Genomic DNA, 15,791 nt, shown 5'->3' with positions numbered 1-15,791 from the left:
TGCGGGGGTCGTTGAGGCGACACCCGCACATTTGCGCCGACGATCCCGCGGAGTCTTTGCGGGACGTGGCGGTGTATGGGTGATCGGTTTATCGGTGCTGGTTTCATTACTGGCGCTGCTACCGATCGCTTACGTTGTTGGCGTGTCCCTGCAGACAGGCTGGTCAACCGTCGTGACTCTGGTGTTCCGCCCCCGGGTTGGCGAACTGCTGATCAATACCGTATTGCTGGTACTGCTGACGATTCCGTTGTGCGTTGCGCTGGGGGTGACGCTGGCGTGGCTCACAGAACGCACGAATTTGCCCGGACGGCGCTGGTGGTCGTTGTTGGCCACCGCACCACTGGCGGTGCCCGCGTTCGTTCACAGCTACGCCTGGGTCAGCCTGGTGCCACCGATTCACGGCTTGTTTGCCGGTGTCCTGGTCTCGGTCATCGCCTACTTCCCGTTCCTGTATTTGCCGGTGGCGGCCACCTTGCGCCGGCTCGACCCGGCCATTGAGGACGTCGCCGAATCCATGGGGCTCAAACCCTGGAAAGTGTTTTTCCGCGTGGTACTGCCGCAATTGCGCTTAGCGATCTGCGGTGGCGCCTTGCTGGTCGGCCTGCATCTGCTGGCCGAATACGGCCTGTACGCGATGATCCGCTTCGACACTTTTACCACCGCGATCTTCGATCAGTTCAAATCGACCTTCAACGGCGCAGCGGCGCATATGCTGGCCAGCGTGCTGGCGTTGTGTTGCCTGGCGATGTTGACGGCCGAATCCGCCGCCCGGGGTTCGGCGCGTTACGCTCGCGTCGGTTCGGGAAGCGCCCGGGAGCAACGGGTCGTGTGCCTGAAACCGGTATCCACCCTGCTCTCGCTGACCCTGCAAATCGTGACCTGCGCCCTGGCCCTGGGCGTGCCCTTGATCACCTTGGGTAAATGGCTGATCGCCGGGGGCGTGGAAGTCTGGGACATGGCCGAATTGCTGCCTGCGCTGGAGCAAACCCTGCTGTTGGGCGTCGCTGGCGCGGCGCTGACCACTTGCGCGGCGATCCCGATCGCCTGGCTGTCGATCCGCTACCCCGGCCGACTGCAACGAGTGCTGGAAAGCTGCAACTACATCACCAGTTCCCTGCCGGGAATTATCGTGGCGCTGGCACTGGTGACCATCACGATCCATTTTGCCCGGCCGATTTACCAGACCACCTTCACCGTGCTGCTGGCGTACCTGCTGATGTTCTTGCCCCGCGCCCTGGTGAGCCTGCGCGCAGGCATTGCCCAGGCCCCGGTGGAACTGGAAAACATTGCCCGCAGCCTGGGCCGCTCGCCGGCCCGGGCACTGTGGCTGATCACCTTGCGCCTGGCCGCGCCGGGGGCTGCCGCCGGCGCGGCGCTGGTGTTCCTGGCGATCACCAACGAATTGACCGCCACCCTGCTGCTGTCCCCGAATGGCACGCGCACCCTGGCGACCGGATTCTGGGCCATGACCAGCGAAATCGATTACGCGGCCGCTGCGCCTTACGCCTTATTGATGGTTGTGCTGTCGCTTCCGTTGACCGGACTTCTTTATCACCAATCGAAAAAAACGGCTGGCCGATGAACACTCTTGAATTGAATGCCCTCTACAAGTCCTATGGCGCCCATTGCGCCCTGGACAACGTCAGCCTGTCGGTGCCCAGCGGCAGTCGCACGGTGATCGTCGGTCCTTCCGGCTCCGGTAAAACCACGTTACTGCGCATGATTGCCGGCTTCGAATTCCCCGACGCCGGGCGTCTTTCGTTCAATGGTCAGACCCTGGTCGACGGCACCCACGAAGTGCCGGCCCATCGACGTCTGATCGGCTATGTGCCACAGGATGGCGCACTCTTTCCACACATGACCGTGGCCGCGAACATCGGCTTCGGCCTGGCGACCAAGGGCACTGAAAAACAACAGCGAATCGCCGAATTGATGGACAGTGTGGCGCTGGACGCGAAGATGGCCGAGCGCTGGCCTCACGAATTGTCCGGTGGCCAGCAACAGCGAGTGGCCCTGGCCCGGGCATTGGCGCAACAACCACGGCTGATGCTGCTGGACGAGCCGTTCTCGGCGCTCGATACCGGATTGCGCGCGGCGATGCGCAAGATGGTTGCGCGACTGCTGGAAGACGCGGGCGTCACCACCATTCTGGTCACCCATGACCAGAGTGAAGCTCTGTCGTTCGCCGACCAGTTGGCAGTGATGCGCCATGGCCGATTGGTCCAGTCAGGGCACCCGCTGGACCTTTACCGTTATCCTGAAGACGAACAGACCGCGCTGTTTCTGGGGGATGCCGTGGTCATGCCCGCGCGCATCGAGGCGGGCTGGGCCCATTGCGACCTGGGGCGAATCCCGGTCAACAACCACCGCAACAACCGCTCGGCGCAGATCATGCTGCGCCCCGAACAGCTGCAACTGGCCAGCATCCTGCCCAGTGACCCGCAAGACAGCGGTTGCCGGGCCGTGGTCACCGACCGGGACTTCAGCGGCAACACCTGCACGCTGACGGTGGAACTCCAGCCGTTGACCAGTAGCGAGCAACCGGGCCGATCACTGCTGGTGCGCAGCTCAAGCATGTATGCACCACCCGCCGGCAGCTCGGTTCAGGTCTCGACCATCGGCCATGCCCATGTGCTGAGCGAGTTGTGATCGTTCACAGATCGAATCGATCCACCGCCCGACGCCGCTCGTTGTCATCGCGCACATCGTAGTTGGCCGTGGTCTGGATGTTGCTGTGATGTGCCAGTTTCTGCGCAATCGACAAATCATGCTCTTCGATCACCCGGGTTATGAATGAACGCCGGAAGTCGTGGGGCATGATTTTCACCCCGACCTGCGCGCCCCGCTGCCGGGCGATGTAATAGATCGCATGTTTGGTGATGCGCTCACGGGTGATATGGCTGCCCCGGCGGATGCGATTGAACAGAAACGGGTCGTCCGCCTCTCCTTCCTTGAGCAACGAACGACGCAGCTCGAGCCAGGCTTCAAGCTTGGCGAAGGCCCAGGCCGGGGCGTACTTGATCAATTGCTTGTTGCCCTTGGCCGTCACCCGCAGGCTGCGCTCGGTGAAATCGACCTGGTCCAGTTCCAGGTTCACCGATTCGGATTTGCGCATTCCCGAACCGTACAGAATCCCGATGATCGCGGCATCCCGCAGTCCCTGTGGCCGCGGATCGGCGGCGCAGACCGCCATCAATTCCTGAATCAGCGTGCGCCTGAGATTGCGCCCCTGGGACAGCCGTGTACCGGCCATGCCCTTCACCGTACGCATCTTCAACAGATGGTCCTGAGAGATCAGGCTCATGCGCCACGCTTCGTTCATCACCCCGCGCACCGCGTTGACATACAGCGAGGAGGTGTTCGGTGCATAGCCATCCGAACGTAGAGTGGCCACCAGCGCGATCACGTCTTCGGGCTGCAAGTTGTGCCAGGGTATCTCCTCGATATCGTGATCTTCGAAGCCCAGGCGGTCGGCGGCATCCTGCAGCACATAACGCATGGTCAGTTGGCTGGACGGCGCCAGTCGCGCCAGATACAGGGTCAGCGGATTGGTGAGGGGTAAACTTGAGTCAGTAACAGGTAAGTCAATCAAACGAAACGGCCTTGAATGAAAACAGTTCAATGAAGCAACTAAGAAGTGAAATAACGATGATGTAAAAGACATTACAGCTGTAGGACTTTTCCCAAGAACCGCCATACATGCGGGAAGTCTGAACAGCGGCTTAATAGCTTTCAGATAAACGATTCCCCAACCGTTTTTTCATGTTCCTTTCACAAAATCGGGCATAACCTTCTATAGAGTCGGCGCAGCCCAGATGGACGTCCAACCTGCCGGCCATGGCGAAAAAAGTCAACTGATGCAATTTTTTACCTCCATCCAGTAACTGGTTGATTTGATGCAGGTTCTGATTTAGCGTCTAGGCTGATTTTTGGATCCCTTTTAGCCTCAAAGGCTATTTACGTTTTCAGCCCCAGAGGTGCCCATGAGTCAGGCGTTTCTCCCGTTCTCCCGTCCCAGCATCGGCGACGAAGAAATCGCGGCCGTAGAACAAGTATTGCGCTCCGGGTGGATCACTACCGGACCGAAGAACCAGGCACTGGAAGAACACTTCGCCAACTACGTCGGTTGCCGGCATGCCGTGGCACTTTCCTCGGCCACCGGCGGGATGCATATCACTCTGCTGGCATTGGGTGTCGGTCCCGGCGATGAAGTCATTACGCCCTCGCAAACCTGGGTTTCCACCGCCAATATGATCACCCTGCTGGGTGCCACGCCGGTGTTCGTCGACATCGACCGCGACACGCTGATGACCGACGTGGCCGCTATTGAAGCCGCGATCACGCCGCGCACCAAAGCCATTATCCCGGTGCATTACGCCGGTGCGGCATTCGACCTCGATCCGCTCTACGCCCTGGCCGACAAACACGGCATTGCCGTGATCGAAGACGCCGCACACGCGGCAGGCACTTTCTATAAAGGTCGCCACGTCGGTTCCAAAGGCACGGCGATTTTCTCGTTCCACGCGATCAAGAACATGACCTGCGCCGAAGGCGCCATGTTCGTCAGCGACGATGAAGCCCTGGCCTCGCGGGTACGCATGCTCAAGTTTCACGGACTGGGGGTTGATGCCTACGACCGCCTGACCCACGGCCGCAAGCCCCAGGCCCAAGTGGTCGAGCCCGGCTTCAAGTACAACCTGGCTGACATCAACGCGGCCATCGCACTGGTGCAGCTGGAACGCCTGGACGAGATCAACGCCAAGCGCACTCAACTGGCCCAGACCTACTTGCAACGCCTGGAAGGCTTGCCGGTGCAACCGCTGGCTGTCCCCGCTTACTCGCACAAGCACGCCTGGCACCTGTTCATCCTGCGCATCGATGCCGAGCGCTGCGGGCTGGATCGCGAAGCGTTCATGAAAGCGCTCCAGGAGCAGAATGTCGGCACCGGCATTCACTTCATCGCCACACACCTGCACACCTACTACCGCCAGCGTTACCCTAATCTGTACCTGCCCAACACCGAATGGAATTCGGCGCGGCTGTGTTCGATCCCGTTGTTCCCCGACATGACCACCGATGATGTCGAGCGCGTCGTCGGCGCCATTGAAAACTGCATGGACAGAAGCCTTTGAGACCTTACCCAATCAATTTCGTTTCGATCGTCATTCCGGTCTACAACGAACAGGAAAGCCTGCCTGAGTTGCTCCGGCGCACCGAAGCGGCCTGCCAGCAGTTGCATCAGGCCTATGAAATCGTGCTGGTCGACGACGGCAGTCGCGACGACTCCGCACAGATCCTGGAAGACGCCGCCTCCCGCGAAGGCAGCCCGGTGGTGGCGGTGATCCTCAACCGCAACTATGGCCAGCACGCGGCGATCATGGCCGGTTTCGAACAGTGCAAGGGCGATGTCGTCATCACCCTCGATGCCGACCTGCAAAACCCGCCCGAAGAAATTCCGCGGCTGGTGGCCCAGGCCGAACTTGGCTATGACGTCGTCGCGACGGTGCGCAACAACCGTCAGGACTCGGCCTTGCGCCGCTGGCCATCGAAGCTGATCAACCTGGCCGTGAAGCGTTCCACCGGCGTAGCCATGAGCGACTACGGCTGCATGCTCCGCGCCTACCGACGCAGCATCGTCGACGCCATGCTCGCCTGCCGTGAACGCAGCACCTTCATTCCGATCCTGGCCAACAGCTTTGCCCGCCACACCACGGAAATCCCCGTGACCCACGCCGAGCGTGAACACGGCGATTCCAAGTACAGCCCCATGCGCCTGATCAACCTGATGTTCGACCTGGTCACCTGCATGACCACCACGCCGCTGCGACTGCTGAGCATCGTCGGCGTCGGCATGGCGGCCCTGGGCGTACTGTTCGCCATCACGCTGATCCTGTTGCGCCTGGTGTTCGGTGCCGGCTGGGCCGGTGGCGGTACCTTCGTACTGTTCGCCGTGCTGTTCGTCTTCACCGGTGGTCAATTCATCGGCATGGGCCTGTTGGGTGAATACCTGGGCCGCATGTACAGCGACGTGCGCGCACGTCCGCGCTTCTTCATTGAAAAGGTGCTGCGTAGCCAGCCCGAATCCCCCGCTTCCGTTGTTACCGTCGACGGCCTTACTTCCACTTCTTCAGATCAGGTTCCTTCATGAGTGCAAAAGCTGTTGTCTTCGCCTATCACGATATTGGCTGCGCCGGCATCGAATCCCTGCTCTGCTCCGGGTTCGAGATCGCAGCGGTGTTCACTCACGCCGACGATCCGAAGGAGAACGCGTTCTACGGTTCTGTCGCACAGCTGTGCGCCCGCCACGGCATTGCCGTGCATGCACCGGAAGACGCCAACCATCCGTTGTGGATCGAGCGTATCGCCAAGCTCGATCCCGACTACATTTTCTCCTTCTACTACCGCAACCTGCTGAGCGAAGCACTGCTGGCGACGGCGCGCAAAGGCACGTTCAACCTGCACGGTTCCCTGCTGCCACGCTACCGCGGCCGCGCACCGGCCAACTGGGTGCTGGTCAACGGCGAAACGGAAACCGGCGTGACCCTGCACCGTATGGTCAAGCGTGCCGATGCGGGCGCCATCGTCGCCCAGCGAAAAGTCGCAATCGAGCGCAGCGACACCGCGCTGAGCCTGCACGGCAAATTGCGCACCGCCGCCGCTGAACTGCTGCGCGACACCCTGCCGGCGCTACTGCAAGGCAAGGTCAGCGAAACACCGCAAGACGAATCCAAGGCTACTGTGTTCGGCCGTCGCACTCCGGCTGACGGCAAACTGGTCTGGGCCAGGCCGGCCGAAGAACTGTTCAACCTCGTCCGCGCCGTGACCCAGCCATACCCGGGTGCCTTCTGCGCGGTAGGCGAGCACAAGCTGATTGTCTGGAGCGCCGAAGTCGCCAAGGGCAACGAAGGCCTGGCGCCGGGCCGCGTCATCAGCGTCGACCCGCTGCGCATCGCCTGCGGTCAAGACTCGCTGATCATCAACGCCGGTCAGCGCAACGACAACGGTCTGTACCTGAGCGGTCCGCAACTGGCCAACGAACTGGGCCTGGTGGACGGTTCCGTGCTGCGCGGTGCCGAATCCGGCCGTGCCCCACGTCGCACCCGCGTGCTGATCCTCGGCGTCAACGGCTTCATCGGCAACCACTTGTCCGAGCGCCTGTTGCGTGACGACCGCTACGAGGTCTACGGCCTGGACATCGGTTCGGACGCCATCGAGCGCCTGCGCAGCCACCCGAACTTCCACTTCGTCGAAGGCGACATCAGCATCCACTCCGAGTGGATCGAGTACCACATCAAGAAGTGCGACGTGGTACTGCCGCTGGTGGCCATCGCCACGCCAATCGAATACACCCGTAACCCGTTGCGCGTGTTCGAACTGGACTTCGAAGAAAACCTGAAGCTGGTTCGCTACTGCGTCAAGTACAACAAGCGCGTGATCTTCCCGTCGACCTCGGAAGTCTATGGCATGTGCCAGGACAACAACTTCGACGAAGACAACTCCAACCTGGTGGTCGGCCCGATCAACAAACAGCGCTGGATCTACTCGGTCTCCAAGCAACTGCTGGACCGCGTGATCTGGGCTTATGGCCAGAAGGGCCTGAACTTCACCCTGTTCCGTCCGTTCAACTGGATGGGTCCACGCCTGGACCGTCTGGATTCGGCCCGTATCGGCAGCTCCCGCGCCATTACCCAGCTGATCCTGAATCTGGTGGAAGGTACGCCGATTCGCCTGTTCGACGGTGGCGAGCAAAAACGCTGCTTCACCGACATCGCCGATGGTGTGGAAGCACTGGCGCGAATCATCGACAACGACAACGACGTCTGCAACGGCCAGATCATCAACATCGGCAACCCGGAAAACGAAGCCAGCATCCGTCAGTTGGGCGAAGAGCTGCTGCGTCAGTTCGAAGCGCACCCACTGCGCGCCAACTTCCCTCCGTTCGCCGGTTTCCGCGACATCGAGAGCAAGGCGTTCTACGGCACCGGTTATCAGGACGTGTCGCACCGCAAGCCAAGCATCGCCAACGCCAAGCGCCTGCTGGACTGGACACCAACCGTGGAGATGAGTGAAACCATCGGCAACACCCTGGACTTCTTCTTGCGCGAGGCCATGCTCGAAATCGCGGACAAGCGCTGATGCAGGCGGGACTGCGGATTGATGTCGACACCTACCGGGGCACCCGTGAAGGGGTGCCTCGGTTGCTGGAAATCCTTGATGAAGCGCAGGTCAAGGCGACGTTCTTCTTCAGTGTCGGGCCGGACAACATGGGGCGCCACTTGTGGCGCCTCATCCGTCCACAGTTTCTCTGGAAAATGCTCCGTTCCAACGCAGCCGGCCTGTATGGCTGGGACATTCTGCTGGCCGGCACCGCATGGCCTGGAAAACCGATCGGCCGCGACCTGGGGCACTTGATGCGCCAGGCTCGGGATGCCGGGCATGAGGTTGGCCTGCACGCTTGGGATCACCACGGCTGGCAAGCCAACGCCGGGCGCTGGAGCGACGCACAACTGGTCGAACAGATACGCCGTGGCGTGGACACCCTCGGCGACATTCTCGGGGAAAAGATCACCTGCTCGGCGTCCGCCGGGTGGCGTGCCGACGAGCGTGTGATCGAAGCCAAGCAGGGTTTCGGCTTTCGCTATAACAGCGATTGTCGCGGCCTGAGCCTGTTCCAGCCGCGATTGGCCGATGGTCGCCTGGGTGCACCGCAAATCCCGGTGGACCTGCCGACCTTCGACGAAGTGGTCGGGCCGACCGTCGCCGCCAAGGATTTCAACAGGTTCATCCTGGACCGGTTCACGCCGGAAAAACTCAACGTCTACACGATCCATGCCGAGGTAGAAGGGATTCTGATGGCCAACGATTTCCGTCAACTGCTGAGCGATGCGCGTCAGCGGACTATACATTTTCAACCTTTGGGCGACTTGTTGCCCCAGGCCCCTGCCAGTTTGCCGATCGGCCGCGTGGTACGCGGTGCTCTCGAAGGTCGCGAAGGCTGGCTGGGAGTGCAAGGCGAATGAGCAAACGCTGGGCTTTGCCGCTATTGATGGCCATGGTGGCGCTGGCATACCTGTTGCCACTGGGTAGTCATGGCTTATGGATTCCTGACGAAACCCGCTACGCCCAGATCAGCCAGGGCATGCTCCTGAGCGGCAACTGGGTGTCGCCGCATTTCATGGACGTGCGCTATTTCGAAAAACCCGCGGCCGGCTACTGGATGATTGCCATCGGTCAGGCGCTGTTCGGCCAAAACCTTTTCGGAGTGCGCTTCGCTTCGGCTCTGAGCACCGGTTTGAGCGTGCTGCTGTGCTACCTGGTCGCCCGCCGGATGTGGAACGAACCGCGCAAGAGTTTCGCCTGCGCGCTGCTGTACATGAGTTTCACGGTCGTTGCCGCTTCGGCGGGATATGCCAACCTCGACCCGCAATTCACCTTCTGGGTCAACCTCAGCCTGGTGGCGTTATGGTTCGCGCTCGACAGTACGAGCCGCGGGCAACGCCTGATCGCGTGGGCGGCGCTGGGCCTGGCCTGCGGCATGGGCTTCATGACCAAGGGTTTCCTGGCCTGGTTGTTGCCGGTGTTGATCGCCCTGCCCTGGATGATCTGGCAAAAACGCTGGCGTGAACTGCTGGTCTACGGCCCGGTGGCGGTCGTGGTAGCCATCGCCGTCAGCCTGCCATGGGCGCTTGCAGTGCACGCCCAGGAGCCTGACTACTGGCGCTTTTTCTTCTGGCACGAACACATCCGCCGTTTTGCCGGGGACGATGCCCAGCACAATGCGCCATGGTGGTATTACCTGCCGTTACTGGTGGCTTTCAGCATGCCGTGGGTTGCCTTGCTGCCGCCAGCCTTGAAGCAAGCCTGGCAGACCCGACGCCAGTCCAATATCGGGTTCCTGCTGCTGTGGCTATGGATGCCGTTGTTCTTCTTCAGCCTGAGCAAAGGCAAGTTGCCAGCCTACATCCTGCCGTGCCTGTTGCCTCTGGCATTGTTGCTCGGCCATGCACTGGCTGACCGATTGAAGCTGGAGCGAGGTCGCGCCCTGGGCATCAACGGCCTGCTGAACCTGGTGGTGGGTGTGGTCACCCTGCTGGCCCTGGTTTATCTGCAATTGAAAAAGCCGATTTACGATCATGAACTGCACAACCTGGTGTTGGTGTTCATCGGCTTGACCGGCTGGATCATGGCCAACGTGCTGCAGGCCTTCCGCCCGCTGCAGTGCTGGGCAGCCCCGGCTTTTGGCAGCCTGTTGCTCATCGGTTTATTGCCTGCCGGACTGCCCAATTCCGTAGTCGCCAATAAAACCCCTGACCAGTTCATCCTCGATCACGCCCAGGAACTTGGCCAGAGTGCCAAATTGTTGAGCAACGATCTGGGCGCCGCGTCGGCGTTGTCCTGGCGGGTGAAACGCCCGGAAGTGGCTTTTTTCAACACGATAGGCGAGTTGAAATATGGCCTTGGCTACCCTGACTCGCTCAAGCAGCGTGTCGACCCCGACCAGGTGCAACAGTGGATGCACGACGCTCGCCAGCTAGGTTCGGTCGGTGTGGTCATGCGGGTCAAGGGCGAGGAAGAGTTGCGCGAACTCGAACAATTGCCCAAAGAGGGCAAGCGGTATGAACAAGGCAATCTGGTGATTTTGATCATTCCTCAGGCGGCGCCATGAGCCTGCTATTGCTGTTAATGGCCTGTCTGCTGACCTGCCTGGGCCAGATCGCCCAGAAATATGCGGTAGAAAGCTGGCGCGGCAAACCTTCCGGGTGGGCAGACAAACTGCGCTCGCCCTGGCTTTGGCTGGCCCTCGCCTCTTTGGGCCTGGGCCTGCTGGTGTGGTTGCTGGTGCTGCAACGCCTGGAAGTCGGGATTGCCTACCCGATGCTGAGCCTGAACTTCGTGCTGATCACTCTGGTCGCGCGTTTCGTGTTCCACGAAACCATCGACCGCCGCCACTGGCTGGGTGTGGCGCTGGTGATCGGCGGCGTGGCTCTGCTGGGGCAGCACGCATGAACCTGAGTCGCGGTATTGCCTTCGCACTGGGCAGCGTGTTGCTGGTCAGCGCCGCCCAATTGGGCATGCGCTGGAGCATGAGTCACCTGCCACAGCCCGAACAATGGCTCAGCGCTCACATGGACCTTACCGCCGTTGCCGTGGTGCTCGTGGCCATCTTCGCCTATGCATTGTCGATGCTCTGCTGGCTCGCCGCCCTGCGGGACCTGCCGCTGGGCCGGGCCTACTCGTTGCTGAGCATCAGCTACGCGCTGGTGTACCTGCTGGCCGCCAGCCTGCCGCTGTTCAACGAATCATTCAGCCTTACAAAAAGCCTTGGCGTGGCATTGGTCATCCTCGGCGTCATTACCATCAATTCTCGACCTGCTCGTGCGCCCGAATCAAGGAGTGCCCCATGAAAATCAGTGTGTTTGGTAGCGGTTATGTTGGCCTGGTGCAGGCAGCGGTTCTGGCCGAAGTCGGCCACGACGTGGTCTGCATGGACGTTGACGAGAAAAAGGTCGAACTGCTCAAGCAGGGCCACGTGAGTATTTTCGAACCCGGGCTGGCCAGCCTGGTACGCGAAGGCCTTGACGCCAAGCGGTTGCAGTTCACCAACGACGAAAAATTCGCGGTACAGCACGGAGAGGTGCTGTTCATCGCGGTCGGTACTCCATCCCGGGACAATGGCTCGGCGGACTTGCGCTACGTGATGTCTGTTGGCGAAGCCGTAGCACGGCATCGCGAACAACCGGCGATCCTGGTGGAGAAATCCACCGTTCCGGTCGGCACCGGCGACGCCTTGCGTGCACACATCGACAAATGCCTGCTCAACGCCGGGCGCGCTTTACAGTTCGATATCGTCTCCAACCCGGAGTTTTTGAAAGAAGGTTCGGCCGTGGCCGACTGCCGCCGCCCGGACCGTATCGTCGTCGGTTGTGAACGCGACGAAGTACGCGAAGTGATGCGTGACCTGTACTCGCCCTTCAACCGCAACCATGAACGCATCATGTTCATGGACCTGCGCAGTGCCGAGCTGACCAAGTACGCCGCCAACTGCATGCTGGCGACCAAGATCAGCTTCATCAACCAGATCGCCGAACTGGCCGAACACCTGGGTGCCGACATCGAATCGGTGCGCCTGGGCATCGGCGCCGACTCGCGTATCGGTTACCACTTCATCTACCCGGGTTGCGGCTACGGCGGCTCATGCTTCCCCAAGGACATGCGCGCCCTGATCCACAGCGCCGAGGAGGCTCATTGCTCCAGCGACCTGCTGCAAGCGGTGGAAGCCATCAACGAGCGGCAGAAACACAAACTGTTCGAACGCATCAACGCGTTCTACAAGGGCGACTTGCGTGGCAGGACCTTTGCCTTGTGGGGCCTGGCGTTCAAGCCAAACACCGACGACATGCGCGATGCACCGAGCCGGGTATTGCTGGAATCGTTGTGGGCCGCCGGGGCGAATGTCCGTGCGTTCGATCCGGAAGCCATGCAGGAAACCCAGAAACTGTATCCCGACGAATCGAAACTGATGCTCATGGGGACGCCTGAGTCGGTCTTGACCGGTGCCGATGCACTGATCATCTGCACCGAATGGCAACAGTTCAAGGCGCCGGACTTCGAGCTGATCCAGCAGCGGCTCAACGCACCGATAATCTTCGACGGTCGCAACCTGTACGACGCAGACCGTCTGGCACGCATCGGTTTCACCTACTTCCCGATCGGCCGGGGCGAGTCGCGCAAATTGCCGATTCCGTACCAGCAATGGTCAGCCGAATCCGTGGTCGCCTGAACTTCATGATCCCTCACATCCGCCAACAGTCCCTCGCGCTGGGTCTGTTGGCGCTGTTGTTGTTCTGCGCCGGGATGTATCAGCAGGCGGCCATCGGTTTCGATTCGCGCTTCGTGCTATTCGCCCAGGAGATGCTGCGCAATGGGCCGTCGTTTTTTCCGACGACCTATGGCCAGCCCTACGCAGACTATTCGGGACTTTCAACGCTATTCATCTGGCTGCTTTCACTGCCGTTCGGCCAGGTCACCAGTCTGACCGCATGGCTGCCGAGCGCCATCGCCGCAGCGGTCATCGTCACCTTGATGTACCGCCTGTTGGCACCCTATTCCACGCGTTGGGCGCTGCTGAGCATCGCCCTGATGCTGTTGACCAACACCTTCATTACGGAAACCCGCGCGGTTTCCCTCGACCTGATGCTGGCGGCCGTTGCGTTCAGTGTGTTTTACCTGGGTTATACCGCCGATCACTTTGCGGCGCCGCGCCGCCGGGTTCTGATCTTTGCCTTATTGATGCTGGGCTTCTGGATTCGCGGGCCAATCGGCCTCGTGATTCCTGCGGGGATGCTATGCAGTTATTTCCTGGTCAATCGCCAATGGCGACGGCTGATCGTCTTCGGATTGCTGGCAGCGTTGCTGCTGGCGGTGTGCATCGGGCTGTTGTTGTGGATGGCGGACATCAGCGGCGGCCCGGCCTTCCTGCAGGACGTGATTCGCATGCAGTTCATGGGACGCATGGACGGCAGTGAAGGCAGCAACGGTGTGTTGTATTACTTCACCAGCTCGATGGGCAACTATGCACTCGCGTGGCCGTTGGCGGTGCTGGCGCTGGGGGCTGTTGCGCTGACAGGCCCAAAGGAAGCCGGGCCGGCACTGCGCCTGATGCAGTACTGCGTAGCGGCCGGACTGATCGTGATGATCGGCCTTTCCGTCCCGCAGGCGAAGAAGGCCCGTTACCTGCTGCCGATGCTGCCCATGGCGGCCATCGTGGCGGCGTATCCGTTCTACGCCACACAGGGTCGATTGCTGGGTTGGCTGCGGGGGTTGATGCAGGGGCTGTGGCTGCTGATCCCGGGCCTGCTGATCGTGGCATTGCTGGTGGTACGGCGAAAATTCCCCGAGGACGTTACTCACCTCACTTCCCTGTTCATCCTTCTCGGTGTGCTGCAAGTGATCGCCCTGGCAGCGCTCAAGCAATCCCGCTGGCGAGCACAGGCACTGGCTTTTTGTGCGGTCCTGGCACTCTGGTCGTTCTATATCTTGCAGTTCGAGCCGGTCCAACGACAGCTTTACGACACCCAGGCCTTCAGCCGCGAGGCGTTTGAACTCGTGCAAAACGACCCGGCACCGCTGGTCATGCACGGGATGGGCAAAGACGCCAAGGCCATCAAATTCATGGTCAACATCCCGCAGGACCTGCACCCGGTTTTCACCGAGTCGCCCCAGGAACTGGAAAACCTCAAGGCCCCGGCGTGGCTGATGATGGACCTGAACCTGTACAAGGCATTGCAAGGCACGGCCGTTGGCGCATTGCCACCCGTGTTGAGCAGGCGGTTCGACAAGAATGATTTCGTGCTGCTGCACTTCAAGCAAATCCCGTAGCAACGACCGAGTGTCCGACTGCTAGAGTAGCGCCCACGACCGGGGTGATGCCGGCCCGATCGAATAAGGACATTCACGCCGTGACCACCTACTCCCCCCTCATCCGCCGCCTGTTGATCTGCTCTTTGACCATCGTCGTCAGCCGCGCCATCACCAGCCCGCTGCTCACACTGTTCGTCAGCGACAAACTTGGCCTCAACCAACAGGACGTTGGCTTGCTGCTCGGCATTGCGGTGTTCGTCGCCACCCTGCTCTCCCTGTACGGCGGCTACATCATCGATCGCTTCGAAAAACGCCGGCTGCTGATCCTCGCCATGCTTTCCAGCGCCATCGGCCTGATGCTGCTGACATTCGCCGAAAATCTTTACCTGACCACGATGGCCCTGATCGTCACCGAAACCGCGTCGGTGCTGTTTCTGATCGGCTCGAAAGCGATTCTCAGTGAAAACCTGCCTGTGGGTCAGCGCGCCAAGGCGTTTTCCTTGAGCTATACCTTGACCAACATTGGCTACGCCGTCGGCCCGATGCTCGGCGTGATGATCGCCGGCCTGTATACCAGTGCGCCATTCCTGATCGCAGCGGCCATCGCTTTTTTCAGTATTTTCCTGATGACCGGGATCGCGAAGGACCCGGCACGTTCGTCTGTCACCGGTCAGGCGCAGAGCTTCCTCAAAACCCTGATCACCCTGAAAAACGACCGCACGCTGATCATGTTCACCGCCGGTTGCCTGCTCAGCACCGTGGTGCACGGGCGCTTCACGTTTTATCTGTCGCAGTACTTGCTGGTGACCAGCGATTCGAAAAACACCATGGACGTCATGGCCGCCCTGCTGGCCTGCAATGCCCTCAGCGTGATCCTCCTGCAATATCAGATCGGACGTTTTCTCAAGCGCGAGCAACTGCGTCAGTGGATTGTGGCCGGCACGGGCCTGTTCATCCTGGGCCTGATCGGTTTCAGCCTGGCCGATAGCCTGGTGAGCTGGTGCGTGGCGATGTTCATTTTCACCCTCGGCGAAATGATCATTTACCCGGCCGAGTTCCTGTTCGTCGACACCCTGGCCCCGGAAGAACTACGTGGCAGTTATTACGGCGCGCAAAACCTGGCCGCGCTCGGTGGCGCCCTGAGTCCGGTGATCAGCGGCATTCTGCTGATGCACACGCCCGCACCAACGATGTTCTATGCCTTGAGCACTCTCGCAGCATTGGGCGGGCTGCTGTGTTTCATGAGCGGCCGTCGAGCGCCTTTACAGCAAAATTAATGCACTGAAAGCTCATTAATATGAATTTGTCAGTAGCTGGATTGAACGGCACACTGTGCGCGTTCCTCCCCCAACAGTTGGAACACCTTCAAGGGCTTTCTGGGCTTCCCAGCCAAGCCCTTTTTTTTGCCTCGATTTTTCTGCCGGAGTTTT

At 60.6% G+C, this 15,791-nt stretch carries 13 protein-coding genes; 12 read left to right on the top strand and 1 reads right to left on the bottom strand.

Going from position 1 to position 15,791, the window contains the following annotated elements; translation table 11 throughout:
• The first annotated feature begins 31 nt into the window (after positions 1–31).
• Together KGA83_RS01110 and KGA83_RS01105 are read left to right on the top strand one after the other, a co-directional pair.
• Positions 32–1,582, top strand: coding sequence for an ABC transporter permease (locus KGA83_RS01110; protein WP_263292454.1), 1,551 nt, complete (start codon positions 32–34; stop codon positions 1,580–1,582).
• Entirely contained in the window at positions 1,579–2,649 is a 1,071-nt protein-coding gene (locus tag KGA83_RS01105; RefSeq protein WP_223527719.1) for an ABC transporter ATP-binding protein, read from the top strand. The genes KGA83_RS01110 and KGA83_RS01105 overlap by 4 nt, the downstream gene beginning before the upstream one ends.
• 4 nt (positions 2,650–2,653) lie before the next feature.
• Here KGA83_RS01105 and xerC read toward each other — a convergent pair whose 3' ends face one another.
• Positions 2,654–3,592: a tyrosine recombinase XerC gene (gene xerC, locus KGA83_RS01100; RefSeq protein WP_108215794.1), complete on the bottom strand. Its 939-nt coding sequence runs from the start codon at positions 3,590–3,592 to the stop codon at positions 2,654–2,656.
• Positions 3,593–3,983: 391 nt separating this feature from the next.
• On the opposite strand from xerC, the gene arnB reads away from it, so the two are divergent.
• The 10 genes from arnB (at position 3,984) to KGA83_RS01050 (ending at position 15,638) form a co-directional block, all read left to right on the top strand.
• Positions 3,984–5,132 carry a UDP-4-amino-4-deoxy-L-arabinose aminotransferase gene (arnB, locus tag KGA83_RS01095; RefSeq protein ID WP_223527717.1) on the top strand — a complete coding sequence of 383 codons (1,149 nt, stop codon included), beginning with the start codon at positions 3,984–3,986 and terminating at the stop codon, positions 5,130–5,132.
• Positions 5,129–6,148: an undecaprenyl-phosphate 4-deoxy-4-formamido-L-arabinose transferase gene (gene arnC / locus KGA83_RS01090; protein ID WP_108215796.1), complete on the top strand. Its 1,020-nt coding sequence runs from the start codon at positions 5,129–5,131 to the stop codon at positions 6,146–6,148. The genes arnB and arnC overlap by 4 nt, the downstream gene beginning before the upstream one ends.
• Positions 6,145–8,136, top strand: coding sequence for a bifunctional UDP-4-amino-4-deoxy-L-arabinose formyltransferase/UDP-glucuronic acid oxidase ArnA (arnA, locus tag KGA83_RS01085; protein WP_223527715.1), 1,992 nt, complete (start codon positions 6,145–6,147; stop codon positions 8,134–8,136). The genes arnC and arnA overlap by 4 nt, the downstream gene beginning before the upstream one ends.
• Entirely contained in the window at positions 8,136–9,020 is an 885-nt protein-coding gene (gene arnD / locus KGA83_RS01080; protein ID WP_223527714.1) for a 4-deoxy-4-formamido-L-arabinose-phosphoundecaprenol deformylase, read from the top strand. The genes arnA and arnD overlap by 1 nt, the downstream gene beginning before the upstream one ends.
• The gene (arnT, locus tag KGA83_RS01075) at positions 9,017–10,666 is read left to right on the top strand and encodes a lipid IV(A) 4-amino-4-deoxy-L-arabinosyltransferase (RefSeq protein ID WP_108215799.1); all 1,650 of its coding nucleotides are present in this window, start codon (positions 9,017–9,019) and stop codon (positions 10,664–10,666) included. Before arnD ends, arnT begins: the two co-directional genes overlap by 4 nt.
• Positions 10,663–11,007, top strand: coding sequence for a 4-amino-4-deoxy-L-arabinose-phosphoundecaprenol flippase subunit ArnE (gene arnE / locus KGA83_RS01070; RefSeq protein WP_108215800.1), 345 nt, complete (start codon positions 10,663–10,665; stop codon positions 11,005–11,007). The genes arnT and arnE overlap by 4 nt, the downstream gene beginning before the upstream one ends.
• The gene (gene arnF, locus KGA83_RS01065) at positions 11,004–11,405 is read left to right on the top strand and encodes a 4-amino-4-deoxy-L-arabinose-phosphoundecaprenol flippase subunit ArnF (RefSeq protein ID WP_108215801.1); all 402 of its coding nucleotides are present in this window, start codon (positions 11,004–11,006) and stop codon (positions 11,403–11,405) included. Before arnE ends, arnF begins: the two co-directional genes overlap by 4 nt.
• Entirely contained in the window at positions 11,402–12,781 is a 1,380-nt protein-coding gene (locus KGA83_RS01060; RefSeq protein ID WP_223527712.1) for a UDP-glucose dehydrogenase family protein, read from the top strand. The genes arnF and KGA83_RS01060 overlap by 4 nt, the downstream gene beginning before the upstream one ends.
• Positions 12,782–12,786: 5 nt before the next feature.
• A complete protein-coding gene (locus tag KGA83_RS01055; RefSeq protein WP_411741892.1) occupies positions 12,787–14,379 on the top strand; it encodes an ArnT family glycosyltransferase in 1,593 nt (530 codons plus the stop codon).
• 80 nt (positions 14,380–14,459) lie between these two features.
• A complete protein-coding gene (locus KGA83_RS01050; protein WP_223527708.1) occupies positions 14,460–15,638 on the top strand; it encodes an MFS transporter in 1,179 nt (392 codons plus the stop codon).
• Positions 15,639–15,791 lie beyond the last annotated feature (153 nt).

The sequence above is a fragment of the Pseudomonas sp. GL-R-19 genome, assembly GCF_019956375.1.
Lineage (GTDB): Bacteria > Pseudomonadota > Gammaproteobacteria > Pseudomonadales > Pseudomonadaceae > Aquipseudomonas.
Note: the sequence above shows the minus strand (reverse complement) of the source record. Positions and strands in the feature narration are given on the sequence as shown.

Bases quoted from the DNA above. Each gene is read 5' to 3' on its own strand.
- arnT (WP_108215799.1), top strand. From the start codon at position 9,017: ATGAGCAAACGCTGGGCTTTGCCGCTATTGATGGCCATGGTGGCGCTG.
- arnE (WP_108215800.1), top strand. From the start codon at position 10,663: ATGAGCCTGCTATTGCTGTTAATGGCCTGTCTGCTGACCTGCCTGGGC.
- arnA (WP_223527715.1), top strand. From the start codon at position 6,145: ATGAGTGCAAAAGCTGTTGTCTTCGCCTATCACGATATTGGCTGCGCC.
- KGA83_RS01105 (WP_223527719.1), top strand. From the start codon at position 1,579: ATGAACACTCTTGAATTGAATGCCCTCTACAAGTCCTATGGCGCCCAT.
- KGA83_RS01055 (WP_411741892.1), top strand. From the start codon at position 12,787: ATGATCCCTCACATCCGCCAACAGTCCCTCGCGCTGGGTCTGTTGGCG.
- arnD (WP_223527714.1), top strand. From the start codon at position 8,136: ATGCAGGCGGGACTGCGGATTGATGTCGACACCTACCGGGGCACCCGT.
- arnF (WP_108215801.1), top strand. From the start codon at position 11,004: ATGAACCTGAGTCGCGGTATTGCCTTCGCACTGGGCAGCGTGTTGCTG.
- arnB (WP_223527717.1), top strand. From the start codon at position 3,984: ATGAGTCAGGCGTTTCTCCCGTTCTCCCGTCCCAGCATCGGCGACGAA.
- KGA83_RS01060 (WP_223527712.1), top strand. From the start codon at position 11,402: ATGAAAATCAGTGTGTTTGGTAGCGGTTATGTTGGCCTGGTGCAGGCA.